The following is a 17,449-nucleotide window of genomic DNA, read 5'->3' on the forward strand; positions in this document are numbered from 1 at the left end:
TATTAATTATTCAATATGGGGTGACACAAGCATGAAAGGTTATTTAAATTTAGAAGATGGAGCCTCTTTTGAAGGAGATCTGACAGGAGAAGCTGGCATGACAGGTGAAGTGGTCTTTTTTACAGGGATGACAGGTTATCAAGAGGTGCTCACAGATCCTTCTTATAAAGGACAAATCATTGTCTTCACATATCCGCTCATCGGAAATTACGGCATCAATCATGAAGACTTTGAGAGCAAAAAACCACAAGTAAAAGCGGTCGTTGTCTATGAGGCAGCTGAGCATTTTTCTCATCACCTTGCAGCCGTAAGCTTAAAAGATTATTTACAGAAGTGGAACATTCCGCTTCTTACACATACAGATACTCGCGCAGTCGTGCAGAACATTCGAGCCAATGGAACGATGAATGCAGTGCTTAGTTTAGACGAAAATGAAACGCCGCCTGCAATGAAGCAAGACAATGTGGTTGAGCAGGTCACAGAAGATGAAGTATACACACAAGGCAGCGGCGAGGAACATGTAGCACTCATTGATTTTGGCTTTAAAAAATCTATTGCAGACTCACTCGAAGCGCGCGGCTGTAAAGTCACAGTGATTCCGTACAAACAAATGGAAAAGGTATTTGATATCAAGCCAGATGCGATCCTTTTGTCAAATGGACCTGGAGATCCAAAAACAATGAAGCCATATTTAAAAACCATTCATGACATCATGATGACCTTCCCGACACTAGGCATTTGCTTAGGTCATCAATTAATTGCTCTTGCGCTTGGCGGGGATACGTATAAGCTTCCTTTTGGCCACCGCGGGGCGAATCATCCTGTACAAGATACAGAATCAAAACGTGTCTTTATGACAAGCCAAAATCATAGCTATGTGGTCAATGAAAAAAGCATGAATGACAAAGAAGTGGACGTCAAATTCCTCCACGTGAATGACGGATCTGTTGAAGGATTCATTCATAAAGAGAAGCTGATTATGTCCGTTCAATTTCATCCAGAAGCACATCCAGGCCCTGCAGAAAGTGAATGGGTATTCGATGATTTTATTGAGAAAGTGAAACAAGCAAGGAGAGAAGTCGCACATGCCTAAAGATCAAAGCATACAAACCATTCTAGTCATCGGGTCCGGTCCAATCATCATTGGTCAGGCAGCAGAATTTGATTACTCAGGAACACAAGGTTGTATGGCCTTAAAAGAAGAAGGCTACAACGTCATCTTAGTGAATAACAACCCAGCAACCATTATGACAGACGAGTCATTTGCTGATGAAATTTATTTTGAACCGCTTTCAGTTGATTCAGTGACAAGAATCATTGAAAAAGAGAAACCAGATGGTCTTTTAGCCAATCTTGGCGGACAGACGGCTTTAAACCTTGCTGTCGAGCTGGAAAAAGCCGGTGTGCTGAAAAAGCATGGGGTAAAACTGCTCGGAACATCAGTTGAAACAATTGAAAACGGTGAAGATCGTGAGAAATTCCGTGCTCTCATGAAGCATTTGAATGAACCTGTACCAGAAAGTGAAATTGTTGATAATGCGAAAGACGCCCTTCAATTTGCAAAAGAAGTGGGCTTTCCCGTCATTCTTCGACCAGCCTACACACTTGGTGGTAAAGGGGGAGGCATCGCTTTAACTGAAGAGACTTTTAAACCGCTGATTGAAGGTGCTCTTCTAGCGAGTCCGATTCATCAGTGCTTAGTTGAAAAAAGCATTGCTGGCTTTAAAGAAGTCGAGTATGAGGTCATGAGAGATCGTCAAAATACGTGTATCACTGTATGTAACATGGAAAATATCGATCCAGTTGGTGTGCATACAGGTGACTCGATTGTCGTTGCACCGTCACAGACATTAACGGATCAGGATTATCAAATGCTCCGCTCAGCAAGCTTAAAAATTATTTCAGCGCTTGATGTCGTTGGCGGCTGTAATATCCAGTTCGCTCTTGATCCACTTAGCAAAGAATATTTTGTCATTGAGGTCAACCCTCGGGTCAGCCGGTCTTCTGCTCTTGCATCGAAAGCAACAGGCTATCCGATTGCCAAAATGGCGGCAAAACTTGCGGTCGGTTATACACTAGATGAATTGAAAAATCCGCTTACAGGAACAACGTATGCTAGCTTTGAACCGGCACTCGATTATGTCGTGGTGAAATTCCCGCGCTGGCCGTTCGATAAATTTAAACAGGCAGACCGGAAATTAGGCACAAAAATGAAGGCGACTGGTGAAGTCATGGCGATTGACCGTAATTTAGAATCTGCCATTCAAAAAGCCGTCGCATCACTTGAAATCAAAACAAAGGGCTTCCACTTGCCTGAACTGAAAGAACATTCGAATGAACAGTTATTTGAATTAATCAAAACACCGGACGATCGCCGTTTCTTTGCTGTCATGGAGCTTCTTTTCAGACAAGAAACCGTTGAAACGATTCATGAAACGACGAAGATTGATCTGTTTTTCTTACATGTTTTCAAGAATATGATCACACTCGAACAAGAATTGAAGAACCATCAGGGGACGCTATCCAAAGACACCTTAAGAAAGGTAAAAGAAAAAGGTTTCCTTGATGAAACAATCGCTTCTCTGACGGATCGCAGTGAACAAGATATCAGACAGCTTCGCCAAGAGTATGGCATTTCCGCTTCATTTAAAATTGTCGATACATGTGCGGCTGAATTCGATGCAAAAACGAATTACTTCTATTCTACGTACTTTGGCAAAAGTGATGGAGAGCATCAAGAGAAAACAAAGCAGCGTGCACTCATCATTGGCTCCGGTCCGATTCGAATTGGGCAGGGAGTCGAGTTTGATTATAGTGCCGTTCACGGCGTTCTTACTCTACAAAAGCTTGGATTTGAAACCATCATGATGAACAACAATCCAGAAACGGTTAGTACCGATTATGAGATTGCAGATCGTTTATACTTTGAGCCGATCACGTTAGAACATATTTTAAACGTAGTTGAAGCGGAGCAAATTGATTTTGTCATCGTTCAATTTGGCGGGCAGACGGCAATCAATGTGGCGGAAGGTTTAGAAAAAGCCGGCGTTACCTTGTTAGGCACGTCCTTTGACACACTAGATGCATTAGAAGATCGCGATTTATTCTATCAGCTTCTTGATGAACTGAATCTTCCTCATGCAAAAGGAGATACAGCACATTCAAAAGAAGAAGCACTGGAGCATGCTGTAAGCATCGGGTACCCTGTTCTTATTCGTCCATCATATGTCATTGGTGGAATGGGCATGATCGTTGTTCATACAGAAGCTCAATTGGCAGAACTACTTGATCAGCCAGATCATTTACCTTATCCGATCTTAATTGATGAGTATGTCACTGGAAAAGAAGTGGAAGTGGATCTCATTTCAGACGGACAAACGACATTCATTCCAACAATCGTTGAGCATATTGAAAAAGCGGGCGTACACTCAGGTGACAGCTTTGCCATCTTACCAAGTGTCTCTATTAGTGAAGACATCAAAGAGCAGGTGTATAACGCTTCTGAACAAATCGCAAAGAAATTAGCTTTTAAAGGCATTATGAATATTCAATTTGTGATAAAAGGGAACCAGGCGCTCGTATTAGAGGTGAATCCTCGGGCAAGCCGGACTGTTCCAGTTGTAAGTAAAGTCATGGGTGTTGACATGATCCCAATGGCGACTCAGCTGTTAGCTGGTGCAACGCTTGAAGAATTGAAACCGGAAACGAAGAATAAGGGGGGCACAGCTGTTAAATTCCCAGTCTTCTCCTCACATGCCATTCAAGATATCGATTTAAAGCTGACACCTGAAATGAAAGCGACGGGTGAAGGAATGTGTGTTGGAAAGAACGTCGAAAGCGCGTTGAAAAAAGTGTTTGCACCGATCTGGAAACAGAAAGGAAGCCTCTTTATACAAGGCAGTGAATTATTCGTAGATGAAGCAAAACGAGCAGGCTTTGACGTCTGGACTGGCAGCTTTGAATCGTGGCTGCAACAAGACGATAAATCGCTTCACATTCATTTAGGTGATGATGAAGAGGCAAAAGAACAGCGTGTAAAAGCACTCACACATGGTGTTCAAGTTCTAACCGAATATGAAACAGCGCAAGCGTTCCTGCAAGGAAAAGATGGAGATGTATCACCAGTATCTCTCCACGAATTATATAAAAAGGAAGTGACGGCATGAGCCAAGTCGACGTGCAACCGGCATTATACGGAAAAGACTTTTTATCGTTAAAAGACTTTTCGATCAATGACATTGCGTACTTAATTGAAAAAGCAGAAGAAATGAAACAACATCCATATCAAGATTTATTCAAAGGAAAAACATTAGCGATGATCTTTGAAAAATCTTCAACTAGAACCCGTGTCTCGTTTGAAGCGGGCATGACGCAGCTAGGCGGACATGCGCTCTTCCTCAGCTCAAATGATCTGCAAATTGGTAGAGGAGAAACGATTGGTGATACAGCGCAGGTGCTGTCTGGGTATGTAGATGGCATCATGATTCGAACCTTTGAACATGAGAAGGTAGAAGAACTTGCAAAATACGCCTCTATTCCAGTGATCAACGGACTAACGGACTATTCTCATCCATGTCAGGCACTGGCTGATTTACTGACGATTAAAGAAGCAAAAGGCACACTAAAAGGTGTGAAAGTGGCGTACATCGGTGATGGGAATAATGTGGCTCATTCCTTAATGGTTGGCTGCGCGCAGTTAGGCTGTGACATTGCCGTTGCATCACCAAAAGGCTATGAACCTCTTCAAGAGGTGACAGACACTGCCCAGGCGTTTGCAAAACAATCAGGCGCAGAAGTCATCGTCACAACAGATCCAGTAGCTGCTGTTCAGGATGCAGGTGTCATTTATTCAGACGTATTTACAAGCATGGGACAGGAAGCTGAAACAGAGAAACGTCTAGCTGAATTTAAAGAATATCAAGTCAATGAGGAACTCATGCAACATGCAGCAGCAGATTATATCTTCCTTCATTGTCTGCCGGCACACCGAGGAGAAGAAGTGACGGCTGATATCATTGATGGACCACACTCTAAAGTATTCCAGCAAGCAGAAAATCGCTTGCATGTGCAAAAAGCGTTAATCAAAGAGCTCATGTATCAACAACCTAAATAAATCACAAGTGTCCCTGTCTCGGCTGAGCAGGGACTTTTTACATATTGGATTGGAGAGGCAATGGACGGGACATAATAACATCAATCGAGAAAGGAGGATGGAAATGGGTCAACAGCATCAGTTTAAATCTGGTAATAAGGCACCTAATAATGGTGTTTATATCGAAATCGGTGAGACCGGTAGTATGGTGAAAGATCCTTTAAAGATAAAGCTTAAAGCAGGAGACGTCTTTCCGGATAACTCGAACCATAACCGTGTTTGGACTTACCAAAGAAAGCCTTAAGCAATTGACTAAGAGTCCATATGAATAAGTCTTTAGAGGCATGTGTCATGCCTCTTTTTTCTTTATAATAAAAAACAATTAAGTTCCAATTTTCAAATAAATAGTATGAAAAAAAGAAAGTTTAAGGTAAAATATGTAAGAATAGTATAAGGTTGAAAGGATTTGTGTGATGGAAAAGATGAATCTCAGTGAAAGTGTTTGGAATAAACGCTTCACCTCATTGTTCATATCAAGACTCATAAAAAATACAGGAGAAAGTTTTGCTTTTACATCCGTTCTTTGGTTATTGATTTTAAGAGGGGATGGAGCGCTCGGTACCGGACTTCTTCTAGCAGTGACAGTTCTTCCTTCATCATTGTTGGCCCCAATACTAGGACCTCTTATGAAAAGACATCATTTATCTAAATGGATGTTTGCTTCAGATGTCATTCGAGCAACCATTGTACTCATTATTCCACTACTGCATTTTTCGCACATATTGCCTCTATGGTTATTGATCTCATTAATGGTTATTCAATCGGCAACAGGTGCAGCATATAACCCGGCTTCTGTGGCCATCCTGCCTCAGATTGTTCCAAAGCATCTCATTCAAAAAGCAAATGCGATCCTGCAATCATCTTTTGAAATTGTCGCACTTGCTGCGGTGATGGTCGCTGGTCTTTTGGTCAAATTAATTGGACCTGCAGATACGCTCCTGATCACCACTGCTTTATTCATCATATCGGGCATGTTTATTATTGGCGTTAAACTGAAGAAGTCTGACGAAGAAAAAGCAGCAGGCATTAAACAAGCAAAGAATACATATCTGTATAACTTAAAAAGAGGCTTTCTAGTCGTTAAAAATCATCATATTTTATTTGCACTGACCCTTTATTGTATTTTAATGAATGTCGCCGCAGCTCCGTGGCAGGCATTATCCGCTGTATATGTAGCAGAAGCGCTGCAAAGTGATTCAATGGTGTATTCCATTTTAAGAGGTGTCGCCGCAGTCGGTGCATTTATGATGGGCTTTGCACTGGCGAAGGTGAAAATCAAAAGATTCGGCTTGTTCTTTATTGTCGCAGGCATGATTGAAGGAGCTGCATTCTTTATCACTGGAATGAGTACATGGCTTCCAGTCGTTCTTCTAGCTTCCTTTATTTTTGGTGCAGCCGTCAGTGCAATCAATGTCCCAGAGATGGTCATTATTCAAACGTCTGTTGACCAAGAAGATCAGCCGCAAGTATATGCCGTGATCAATGCGTCATCAAATGTCTTTCTCCCGCTTGCAGCCGTCATATCGGGCGTCCTGGCAGAACGCTTTGGAGCAGGACCTGTCATTGCGGGGGGTGGTGTGCTTGAGATTTTATCAGGCATCGCGATCTTCCTGTTCACAGGGCTAGCGAAAAGCCATTTGTCAGCAGACAAACAGAAGTCCGAAACGGTTGAGGTGTAACTCAAAAACCCCCTGTAATTGACGGCAGGGGGTTTTAGCGTGCGCTCTCAACTTCTAGTCATCATTCTGAAAAAAAGAAAAAGAGCTAATCTCAAATCATTAGCTCTTTTCCAGCAATATTAAGAATGTTCTGTTGAACTTTCTGTTTCTTTCATTGGACTTACTTCAGCAAAGATGAATAAAATAACCGTAAACACTATGGCAAGAATGGAAGTTAACGTAAAATCATAAGCAGCTCCATTCATAGATGCAACGATGTAACCAGCCATATGTGTCAGCAGAAAAGTCCAAATGAGGGTGATAATGTAATGCATTATTCCACCGTCCTTTATGTAACAATCTATTGACTATCATACCATAGATACGAGTTCAGAGAAAAGACTGTTTTCCGCCTTTATGTGACCATTTTGAGACCTTCTACTATAAAAATAAAAAGAATTCTTCTGTCTTTAGGGGATTTCCTTATTCCTACAAGAGTTGTTGTTCATATCATAGAAAGCAGAATCACTGAAAGGAGGCTGGCCATATGGGTGTAAGCGAACGTTTTTTCCAGCTTGGTTCCCAGTGGAACGTCATTCACCTTCCTCAAAAACCAAATGGCTTTGGCATTCTAATCCTCGGTGACCGAAATCACTTTGTGCAGGAAAATACATCATTCTGGCTTCAGCATTACGGAAGAAACCAGCTTTTAACTGCTTTAAAGGATGAAGGATATACATTGTTTAATAGTCATCTTCATGGGAATCACTGGGGATGTGAAGATGCTGTTTTTAGTGCGAAACAGCTTGTTCATCACACATTAAAACAAGAAATATTAAACCGGGAAATTCATGTGCTTGCAGAGGGAATGGGAGCACTTGTCGCCATGAGTCTTGCCGAAGAAATGCCAGAAGTGCTAAGGTCTATAGCCATGATGAATCCATGTTTACACCTGCAAGCACAAAGAGAAAGAGAAAAGGAACACAAATTCTTCTACAAACAGTTCATGAAAGAACTCGCACAGAGCTATGGGTGCTCTGCAAAGGAAGCTGAAACGTATCCACTTCCTTCTTGCCCCGTTCATTCAGCTCATGTACCGATTCATATATGGCAGAGACTAAACGGCGCACCGTATGCCTATGAACTACACGCAAAGCCTTTTATTGATCAGCATATGATGAATCCAGACCATTGTCAGATGGACCTTACCTTGCATATGTTTGATCATCCAAGAAGAATCTTTCAGTCCATTCACAAGTTTTATAAATCGCATGAAAGAGAATTGTAATGAATAGGATGATAACAGCCCTTCATGGAAAGGGCTCTTCTTTTTATTCGATATGCTAAAAAAGGGGACATGAACATGGAAACAGGACTGATCATAGGTGCAGATGAATTTTTTGGCCTGACACTTTGTGAATATATGATGAAAGAGGGCATACAAGTGGATATCACATATCCTAAGGAGCAGTCAGAGGAGCAAAAAATGTTATTAGAAGAGCGGATGATGTGGCTCGGCCGCAATGATCTTGTCCGCGTTATTGATGGTCAAGATAGGAAAGAGGCATATGACCTGATCTTTTTTCAATCAGATGATTCAATGAACAGAGAGACAGACTTCGAAGCGAAGCATGGCATATACCACTTGTTTTACGAAGAACCCGAAAGCCATTCGCATGAACAAAGCGTTCCGGTTGTTATCCTTCCACGCATGTTTGGTCCGTGGACACTCCATGAAGAGAGACGAATAAAGGATGATCACACATTTTTTGTAGAAGATGTCGCAAAGGAGCTTTTAAAGTGGGCACGCACCGATCAAAGGCAGGAAATGATCCATCAATTAAAGGTAGAAAGACAAACAGATGACAAACAAGCAGAAGAAATCATAGCAGAATGGAAAAGACAAAACTCAACATTTTTCGACAAAAAGCAAGAATGATCTTCCATCTTATCTTTTTTCAGTATAAAATAAACCTATATTTAACATACAGGTTCATGCCTGCGTGTTGCAAAGGGAGTTGAACATGGCATGAAGTACCAGCGGCTTGTCATGATCTTTTCGTTCCTTCTTCTTATGCTATCTGCCTGCTCGCAGGCGCCGTTAAAAGGACATATTGAGAAGGTGGGTTTACTCGTCCCCGATACGATTAATGATCAAGTTTGGGGAACGAAAGGTTATAAAGGCTTATTAAATATCCAATCAACATTTGGTGTAGATGTTTATTATAAGGAAGGGATGGTCGACAAGGAGAAAATCGTTGATGCCATTGAAGAATTTCATAAAAAAGGAGTCAATTTGATTATTGGCCATGGCAATGAATACAGCGAAATTTTCAACTTGATCAGTGAAGATTATCCGAAAACACAATTTATCACGGTCAATGGAGGCAAGCCTCAAGCTGATAATGTCACAAACGTCACGTTTAAAGGAGAAGCAATGGGCTTTTTCGGAGGCATGACAGCAGCACATATGTCCAAAACAAAAAAGATTGGTATTCTGGCTACATATGATTGGCAAAGTGAAGTAGACGGTTTTATCAAAGGTGCAAAATATCAGGACGAACATGTGCAAGTCCTAGCGGAATTTGTCGAAAACTGGGATGATGCTGACAAAGCGGTGAACCTCTATCAAAAATTGAAAAAACAAGGTGTAGATGTTGTGTATCCAGCAGGTGATGGTTATAATATCCCTGTCATTGAACAAATCAAAAACGACAATTTATCTGCGATCGGATATGTCACTGATCAATCCAACCTTGGAAGCCATACGGTGTTAACTAGCACAGTCCAGCATGTCGATAAAGCGTACAGTATCATTGCGAAGAAGTTTAATGAAGGCAAGCTAAACGAACAAGGTGAGTACTCCTTTGACTTTAAAGAAGGAGTGATCGAAATGGGGAAATTTAGCTCAACCATAGACCGCGCTTTTGTGAAAGACATTGAGAAGGATATTGCGAATTACAAAAAAACAGGCAAATTGCCAAATGAAAAGTGAGGACGTTGAACATGCAGCACGAAAAATCGATGGAGTTTTTACAAATTGCGATGAAGTATTTTCCACAAGCAAAAGAAGAATTAGATAAAGCAGGAATTCAGCTTGATCCACAAGCACTTCAGCCGCTTCTCTCTTTGTTTACATCTGTCATGCAAGAGGCATATGAGCTTGGAAAAGCAGATGCAGCATCAGAAAAAGCCACAGAATAGTGGCTTTTTTTTATGATAATTTTTTCTTAAAGGCACTGATCATAGGGCCGACATCTTTAAACACAGGCTTCAGCTCATCGATGGAGTTCATAATGTTTCCAATTTGATTCATGACATGCATGTAGTCAATGGAGTCATCACTTGAAGAAGTCTCTGCACGCTCCTCCTTTTTTTCTGTCTTGCTTTTCTCCTTTTCAAGCGGCTGACCAAACATCATTGCTGAGAAAATATCCTTTTGCGCCATATCACATGTTCCTTTCTACTATTGGTATATCATTAATCTATGAAAAAAGTGAGAGGAAAGGTTAGACGTTTGTATTGCCAAGGAGAAAAAAATAAGGTAAAATTAGTACCAGATACTAATATAAGATCACAATATCACATGCTCGTATGAGTAAAAGGAGTCTTATTCAATGAATGCTGGAATTATTGGCCTTGGCCGCTATATACCTGAAAAAGTATTAACAAATCGTGATTTAGAAAAAATGGTTGAAACTTCTGACGAGTGGATTCGTACTAGAACAGGTATAGAAGAAAGAAGAATTGCATCTGATGATGTCAATACATCTCATATGGCGCTTGCTGCTGCAAAAAAAGCATTAGCTGACGCAGATGTGGCTGCAGAAGATATTGATATGATTCTTGTAGCGACAGTTACGCCAGATCAAGCATTTCCGACAGTCGCTTGTATGATTCAAGAGCAGCTCGGTGCACATAAAGCATGTGCAATGGATATTAGCGCTGCATGCGCTGGCTTTATGTATGGGCTTGTTACTGGAAAACAATTTATCGAATCTGGCACTTACAAACATGTGCTTGTCGTTGGTGTAGAAAAGCTTTCTCGCATTACCGACTGGGATGACCGCAACACAGCTGTTTTGTTTGGAGATGGAGCAGGTGCTGCTGTACTAGGAACAGTCAGCGAAGGCAAGGGAATTCTATCATTTGAGCTTGGAGCCGATGGAAGAGGCGGGAAGCACTTGTACTTAGATGAAAAAGATCATACAATCATGAATGGAAGAGAAGTATTTAAATTTGCTGTGAGACAAATGGGCGAGTCAAGCGTAAACGTGATTGAAAAAGCTGGACTATCAAAAGAAGACGTAGACTTCTTGATTCCGCATCAAGCAAACATTCGCATTATGGAAGCAGCACGCGAACGCTTAGAGCTGCCAGTTGAAAAAATGTCGAAAACAGTCCATAAATATGGAAACACATCAGCAGCATCCATTCCAATTTCACTATGTGAAGAAATCGAAGCCGGAAAAATTCATGACGGCGATGTGATTGTAATGGTTGGTTTTGGTGGAGGATTAACGTGGGGCGCAATCGCTATGCGATGGGGCCGATAAAAGAGTGGGGTGCACAAATTAATGGATAAGAAACGAGTAGTTGTTACAGGATTAGGTGCTTTGACACCTCTTGGCAACGATGTAGAGACAACATGGAAAAATGCTGTAGCAGGTGTATCAGGTGTTGGCCCGATCACACGTGTTGATTCAAGTGAATATACAGCAAAAGTAGCTGCAGAACTAAAAGATTTTAACATCGAAGATTACATGGAGAAAAAAGAAGCGAGAAAGATGGCACGCTTCACACAATATGCAGTCGTTGCTGCTCAAAAGGCTTTAGATGATTCACGCCTTGAAATTACAGATGAAAACGCACCTCGTGTTGGGGTATGGGTTGGATCTGGTATTGGCGGACTTGAAACATTCGAAGAGCAATTCGAAGTGTATTCGAATAAAGGAGCAAGACGCGTAAGCCCGTTCTTCGTTCCAATGATGATTCCAGATATGGCAACAGGCCAAATTTCAATTGCTCTTGGCGCAAAAGGGGTTAACTCTTGTACAGTAACAGCATGTGCAACAGGAACAAACTCCATTGGTGATGCCTTTAAAGTCATTCAGCGCGGAGATGCAGATGCGATGATTACAGGTGGAACAGAAGCACCGTTAACGAAAATGTCGTTTGCTGGCTTCTGTGCAAACAAAGCCCTTTCGACAAATCCTGATCCAGATACAGCAAGTCGTCCATTTGATAAAAACCGTGACGGATTTGTCATGGGTGAGGGAGCGGGAATTGTTGTTCTTGAAGAATTAGAGCATGCGTTAAAACGTGGTGCGACCATTTATGCAGAAATCGTTGGCTACGGCTCAACTGGAGATGCATACCATATCACAGCACCTGCTCCAAACGGAGAAGGCGGCGTACGTGCAATGAAAGAAGCCATTCGTGATGCAGGTTTAACAGTGGAAGAAATTGATTATATCAATGCCCACGGAACAAGCACACCGTATAATGATAAGTTTGAAACAATGGCGATTAAAGAAGTGTTTGGAGAGCATGCGAATCAGCTTGCGATCAGCTCGACAAAATCAATGACAGGTCATTTACTTGGCGCAGCAGGCGGAGTAGAAGCGATTTTCTCTGTTCTGGCGATTAAAGACAGTGTCATTCCGCCAACGATTAACCTTGAAACACCAGATGAAGAATGTGATCTTGATTATGTAGCAAATGAAGCACGTTCAAAAGAAGTACAAGTTGCGTTGAGCAACTCACTTGGTTTTGGCGGGCACAATGCGACAATTATCTTCAAAAAATACGAAGCGTAATATGTCTTAAGAAGGCGGCGATCTATAAACAGATCGCCGCCTTTTTGCATATGATGAAAATGGAGGTGTTCAGCGGTATGGGTCTGATCAATACACAATATCTCATTGAGCAATCATCATCATTTCAGGAGCTGGCGGCACGTTTTGTCCCTTATTTTAAAGGTGCGGATAAAAAAGAAGGATCATCTATTCTCGCCCATTTACAACATCATGGGATGGTTCGATCATGGAACGCCTGCCAGGAAATGATCGACAAGCTCAAAGAAAAAGGGTATTTCCAGCTTGTGATGAAAGAATACAAAGCGCTGCAAAAAAAGTGGGGAGGTCCTGATGTCCCTGTCTTTATTTTGCCTGTTAATGAGAGCAGCAAAGAGATCAGAGAACAATTTTACTTTCAATCCGGCATGGCATTTGATGACAAAATCTTTCTTTTTTTATCCCCGCATACACCGAAGGAGCGAATCGGTACGTTGCTGACGCATGAATATCACCATGTATGCAGGTTGCATTTTCTCACGAAAGAAGAAAAAGATTTTACATTCCTTGATACAATCATGATGGAGGGGCTCGCTGAATATGCTGTGTATCATAGATATGGAGAAAGCTATACAGCAAAGTGGACGACTTTATATGATGAATCGCAGCTGCAACGCATGTACAAGAAATGGGTATCCAGTCACCTTTATCAGAAAGTGCAGGACGACGAAAGGCTGATACAGAATCTCCTTTATGGAAAAGGGAACTACCCCAAAATGCTTGGCTATGCCACTGGATTTTATATCGTGAAAAAGTATTTCGATGAGCACCGAATCAGCGAGGAGTCTATGATTGCGGAGCCAGCGGAAACGTTTTTAAAGGCGATAGAATCATAAAGACAATCATTCACAAAAAAAGTGTCATATTACAATTTTACTAAATACTTCTTGATTTCGTCATGCTGATGTAATAATATACAAATATAAATTTTGATAATTCTTTTTATTCTAAAAAGACGGAATTTTTCGATTCGGTTCATTTGATCTATGGAGAAAGGGGCGAATGCATGAGCACACTGCTTGAAGTGCAAAACTTAAAAACCTATTTTTTTCGAAAAAAGGAACCAATACCTGCTGTTGATGGCGTTGATTTTAGTATCAAAAAAGGGGAAACAGTCGCATTAGTCGGTGAGTCTGGGTCTGGTAAAAGTATTACGTCTTTATCCATCATGGGTCTGATTAATGGGACTGGTGGGAAGATTATGGATGGTTCCATTAAGCTTGATGGAAAAGACCTTGTTACATATAGTGAAAAGGAATTGTGCAATATTCGTGGTAATGATGTATCCATGATCTTTCAGGAACCCATGACCTCACTTAATCCCGTCTTAACCATCGGGGAACAAATAACAGAAATCCTCATTTACCACAAAAAACTTTCAAAAAAAGAAGCGACCAAAAAAGCGATTGACTTGCTAAAGCTTGTAGGCTTTTCCAGGCCAGAACAAATCATCAAAGATTACCCGCACCGTTTATCCGGCGGTATGCGTCAACGAGTCATGATCGCCATTGCGCTAAGCTGTGATCCGAAGCTCCTCATTGCGGATGAGCCGACTACTGCGCTCGATGTGACCATACAAGCCCAGGTGCTGACCTTAATGAAAGATTTATGTTCGACCTTTGGTACATCTATACTTCTCATTACGCACGATTTAGGTGTTGTGTCGGAAGTAGCAGACCGCGTCATTGTCATGTACTGCGGACAGGTTGTTGAAAATGGAACCGTTGAAGAGTTGTTTGATCAGCCGCTTCACCCATACACAGAAGGACTGCTTGAATCCATTCCAGTCATTGACGGAGACATTCAGCCATTAACGGCGATAAAAGGAAATGTCCCTGCGCCAGATCAGCTTCCCGCAGGATGCCGTTTTGCGCCAAGATGCCCGAAAGTAATGGAACACTGCATAGGTGAATTGCCCAAACTGACAACCTTTGAAAATGGTAGAAGCGTCAGGTGTTTCTTATATGAGGAGGCAAGCCAAACATGACACTTGCTGAAAATCAACCATACATGACAGATCGATCTGAGAAAGAAACCATCCTGGAATTAAAAAATATACGAAAACACTTTCCGATTAAAGCTGGCGTGCTGCAAAAGAAAGTAGGAGCAGTCAAAGCGGTTGACGGCATCGACTTAAACATTTATAAAGGTGAAACGTTAGGCATCGTTGGAGAGTCTGGATGCGGTAAATCCACATTAGGACGGACGATGATTCGTTTATATGAACCAACAGAAGGACAAATTCTATTTAAAGGGCAAGATATTTCTCATGTATCTGAATCAAAACTAAGACAATCAACAAGGAAAAACATCCAAATGGTTTTTCAAGATCCCTTTGCATCACTCAACCCTAGAAAAACACTTCGAAGTATCATCAAAGAACCCTACAAAACACATCACTTATATTCCTTAAAAGAAAGAAATGAAAAAGTAGAACAGCTTTTATCCAAAGTCGGCCTTCACCCAAGTTTTGCGAATCGATACCCGCACGAATTCTCCGGCGGACAAAGGCAACGGATCGGTATCGCTCGTGCACTTGCCATGAATCCTGAAATGATCATAGCAGATGAGCCTGTTTCAGCGCTTGACGTCTCCATTCAGGCGCAGGTCATCAATTTGATGGAAGAGCTTCAAGAAGAGTTTGACCTCACGTATCTATTCATCTCTCACGATCTCAGTGTGGTCCGCCACATTAGTGATCGAGTGGGCGTCATGTATCTTGGCAAAATGATGGAACTGGCGGATAAGCATAGCCTGTACGATGATCCGCTTCATCCGTATACACAGGCGCTTTTATCTTCCGTTCCAGTCACCCGTAAAAAAGGTCAGGTGAAAAGGGAACGGATTATGCTGCAAGGGGATTTACCAAGCCCTGCTAATCCGCCAAAAGGCTGTGTGTTTCATACAAGATGTCCGCATGCGAAAGAAGTCTGTAAAGAAAAAGTACCACAATTTCAAGAATTAAAAACGAACCACTTTGTGGCCTGCCACCTCTACGACGCTTGATCACGCTTGTATGATCTCATCTTTGAGAGGGGGGATAAAACGGGCTTCTGTCATCATTTTTTAAAAAAGATAGGGGGAATTGTCTATGAAAGATAGAAAGAGAAAGTCCATTTTGGTCAGTTTGCTGCTGATCTTTACATTGATCCTTGCTGCTTGTTCTGGTGGAAATAAAACGTCTGGAGACAGTGAAAAGAAATCCACAGGTAAACCTGTACAAGGCGGCGATCTTGTCATTGGTTCGATTGCAGAGCCTACATTATTTAACTCACTTTACTCAACAGACGTAGCAAGTTCTGATATTGAAGAAAGAATCTATAGCTTTTTACTACAAACAGATGGAAAGCTTAACCCACAGCTGGCGTTGGCAGAAGATATTAAAGAAACCGATGACGGCAAACAGTTTGATGTGACCATTAGAAAAGGCGTGAAGTTTCATGATGGAGAAGAACTGACTGCTGATGATGTTGTGTTTACATACAGCATTCCGATCAATAAGGATTACAATGGTGAGCGTGGATCAGGCTTTGAAGTATTAGAGTCTGTCAAAAAAACAGGGGACTATTCGGTCGAATTTAAGCTGAATAAAAAAGACCCATATTTTTATAATGTCACGCTAGGAAGCTATGGCATTTTACCAAAGCATATTTTAGGTGATGTCCCTATAAAGGATCTTGGCGAAAATGAATTTAACCGAAAAAATCCAATCGGCTCCGGCCCATTTAAATTTGCCGAGTGGAAAGAAGGGGACTATGTCAAACTAGAAGCTTTTGATGATTATTGGGATGGACGCCCATACCTTGATACAGTCACCATTAAAACGATTCCTGATCAAAATGCAGCCATGGCTCAGCTATCCGCAGGTGATATTGATTTCTTTGCAGTACCTGGAGCAGAACTGCAAACAGCTGAAAAAGTTAGTAACATCAAAATCGAATCTGATCTAGGGCTTAATTATTCATATATTGGCTGGAATCAGAAAAACGAATTGTTCAAAAGTAAAAAAGTCCGTCAAGCGCTTACCCATGCCATTGATCGTCAAACGATTGTCGATCAAGTGTTAGATGGAGACGGGAAAGTAGCCAACATCCCAGAAAGCCCGCTGTCATGGAACTACCCTAAAAATGAAAATGTCCCAGTATTTGAATTTGATCAAGAAAAAGCGAAAAAGATGCTGAAGGAAGAAGGCTGGGAGGATACAGATGGAGATGGTTATCTTGATAAGGACGGTAAGAAGTTCTCCTTCGTCTTGAAGACGAACCAAGGAAACAAAGTCCGTGAAGATATTGCTGTCGTTGTCCAGCAGCAGCTCAAAGAAATTGGCATTGAAGCAAAACCGCAAATTGTAGAATTTAGTGCATTAATCGAACAAACAACCCCGCCAAAATGGGATTATGATGCGTTATTACTCGGCTGGAGCTTAGCGACATTCCCTGACCAATACAGCATTTTCCATTCAAGTCAGTCTGAAAAAGGCTTAAATAACATTTGGTATAAAAATGAAGAAGTCGATAAACTGCTAGTTGATGCCAAAAACTTGAGTGATCGTAAAGAGTATTCAAAGGCGTATGAAAAAATTTATGAGCTGATTGCAGAAGACCAGCCGTATACGTTCCTTTATTATGCCAACTCACATCGTGCGATGCCATCTAATCTACAAGGCTACTCTTACCACCCAAAAGATGAATATTACAAAATCGAAAAATGGTGGATTGAACAGTAGTCTGCTAGTGAAGAAGGGGAGGGGTCTCCCCTTTTTTCATCATAGTATGGCCATCCGA

At 41.5% G+C, this 17,449-nt stretch carries 17 protein-coding genes; 15 read left to right on the forward strand and 2 right to left on the reverse strand.

Annotation, left to right across the window (positions count from 1 at the left end):
• Window positions 1–31 precede the first annotated feature (31 nt).
• The 5 genes from NST09_RS05595 (at window position 32) to NST09_RS05615 (ending at window position 6,831) form a co-directional block, all read left to right on the forward strand.
• Entirely contained in the window at window positions 32–1,093 is a 1,062-nt protein-coding gene (locus tag NST09_RS05595; protein ID WP_007499056.1) for a carbamoyl phosphate synthase small subunit, read from the forward strand.
• Window positions 1,086–4,166 (forward strand): carbamoyl phosphate synthase large subunit, encoded by a 3,081-nt coding sequence (locus NST09_RS05600; RefSeq protein ID WP_342493424.1) that lies wholly within the window; start codon window positions 1,086–1,088, stop codon window positions 4,164–4,166. Before NST09_RS05595 ends, NST09_RS05600 begins: the two co-directional genes overlap by 8 nt.
• Window positions 4,163–5,113 carry an ornithine carbamoyltransferase gene (gene argF / locus NST09_RS05605; RefSeq protein ID WP_056705173.1) on the forward strand — a complete coding sequence of 317 codons (951 nt, stop codon included), beginning with the start codon at window positions 4,163–4,165 and terminating at the stop codon, window positions 5,111–5,113. Before NST09_RS05600 ends, argF begins: the two co-directional genes overlap by 4 nt.
• Window positions 5,114–5,216: 103 nt before the next feature.
• Window positions 5,217–5,396 carry a YjzC family protein gene (locus tag NST09_RS05610; protein WP_008348517.1) on the forward strand — a complete coding sequence of 60 codons (180 nt, stop codon included), beginning with the start codon at window positions 5,217–5,219 and terminating at the stop codon, window positions 5,394–5,396.
• Window positions 5,397–5,565: 169 nt separating this feature from the next.
• The gene (locus NST09_RS05615) at window positions 5,566–6,831 is read left to right on the forward strand and encodes an MFS transporter (protein ID WP_008348516.1); all 1,266 of its coding nucleotides are present in this window, start codon (window positions 5,566–5,568) and stop codon (window positions 6,829–6,831) included.
• Between the two features lie 119 nt (window positions 6,832–6,950).
• Here the strand turns inward: NST09_RS05615 and NST09_RS05620 are convergent, their stop codons facing one another.
• A complete protein-coding gene (locus tag NST09_RS05620) occupies window positions 6,951–7,145 on the reverse strand; it encodes a YjzD family protein (RefSeq protein ID WP_008348514.1) in 195 nt (64 codons plus the stop codon).
• 212 nt (window positions 7,146–7,357) lie between these two features.
• Here NST09_RS05620 and NST09_RS05625 point away from each other — a divergent pair, with 212 nt between their 5' ends.
• From NST09_RS05625 to NST09_RS05640, 4 genes are all read left to right on the forward strand, one after another.
• Window positions 7,358–8,098 (forward strand): hypothetical protein, encoded by a 741-nt coding sequence (locus tag NST09_RS05625; RefSeq protein WP_007499048.1) that lies wholly within the window; start codon window positions 7,358–7,360, stop codon window positions 8,096–8,098.
• Window positions 8,099–8,173: 75 nt separating this feature from the next.
• Window positions 8,174–8,749: a hypothetical protein gene (locus tag NST09_RS05630; protein ID WP_061418679.1), complete on the forward strand. Its 576-nt coding sequence runs from the start codon at window positions 8,174–8,176 to the stop codon at window positions 8,747–8,749.
• Between the two features lie 90 nt (window positions 8,750–8,839).
• On the forward strand, window positions 8,840–9,805 hold the full coding sequence (locus tag NST09_RS05635; RefSeq protein ID WP_008348509.1) for a BMP family ABC transporter substrate-binding protein: 966 nt from the start codon (window positions 8,840–8,842) through the stop codon (window positions 9,803–9,805).
• Window positions 9,806–9,816: 11 nt separating this feature from the next.
• A complete protein-coding gene (locus NST09_RS05640) occupies window positions 9,817–10,014 on the forward strand; it encodes a ComZ family protein (RefSeq protein WP_008348507.1) in 198 nt (65 codons plus the stop codon).
• 10 nt (window positions 10,015–10,024) lie between these two features.
• Here NST09_RS05640 and NST09_RS05645 read toward each other — a convergent pair whose 3' ends face one another.
• Window positions 10,025–10,258: a hypothetical protein gene (locus NST09_RS05645; RefSeq protein ID WP_008348506.1), complete on the reverse strand. Its 234-nt coding sequence runs from the start codon at window positions 10,256–10,258 to the stop codon at window positions 10,025–10,027.
• Window positions 10,259–10,427: 169 nt separating this feature from the next.
• Between NST09_RS05645 and NST09_RS05650 the strand changes: the two genes are divergently transcribed.
• The 6 genes from NST09_RS05650 to NST09_RS05675 all read left to right on the forward strand — a co-directional run bounded on the left by NST09_RS05650 (window position 10,428) and on the right by NST09_RS05675 (window position 17,391).
• Complete coding sequence (locus tag NST09_RS05650; RefSeq protein ID WP_024720058.1) at window positions 10,428–11,366, forward strand: beta-ketoacyl-ACP synthase III; 939 nt, start codon at window positions 10,428–10,430, stop codon at window positions 11,364–11,366.
• A 21-nt stretch (window positions 11,367–11,387) separates the two neighbouring features.
• Window positions 11,388–12,629 carry a beta-ketoacyl-ACP synthase II gene (gene fabF / locus NST09_RS05655; RefSeq protein WP_007499040.1) on the forward strand — a complete coding sequence of 414 codons (1,242 nt, stop codon included), beginning with the start codon at window positions 11,388–11,390 and terminating at the stop codon, window positions 12,627–12,629.
• A 77-nt stretch (window positions 12,630–12,706) separates the two neighbouring features.
• The gene (locus NST09_RS05660) at window positions 12,707–13,501 is read left to right on the forward strand and encodes a DUF2268 domain-containing protein (protein WP_035700281.1); all 795 of its coding nucleotides are present in this window, start codon (window positions 12,707–12,709) and stop codon (window positions 13,499–13,501) included.
• A gap of 170 nt (window positions 13,502–13,671) precedes the next feature.
• Window positions 13,672–14,652, forward strand: coding sequence for an ABC transporter ATP-binding protein (locus NST09_RS05665; protein ID WP_046527013.1), 981 nt, complete (start codon window positions 13,672–13,674; stop codon window positions 14,650–14,652).
• A 23-nt stretch (window positions 14,653–14,675) separates the two neighbouring features.
• Window positions 14,676–15,671, forward strand: coding sequence for a dipeptide ABC transporter ATP-binding protein (locus NST09_RS05670; protein WP_029575386.1), 996 nt, complete (start codon window positions 14,676–14,678; stop codon window positions 15,669–15,671).
• A gap of 85 nt (window positions 15,672–15,756) precedes the next feature.
• Window positions 15,757–17,391, forward strand: coding sequence for a peptide-binding protein (locus NST09_RS05675; protein ID WP_210552354.1), 1,635 nt, complete (start codon window positions 15,757–15,759; stop codon window positions 17,389–17,391).
• Window positions 17,392–17,449 lie beyond the last annotated feature (58 nt).

The sequence above is a fragment of the Bacillus sp. FSL W7-1346 genome (genome assembly GCF_038593335.1).
In the GTDB taxonomy this organism is placed as follows: domain Bacteria; phylum Bacillota; class Bacilli; order Bacillales; family Bacillaceae; genus Bacillus; species Bacillus altitudinis.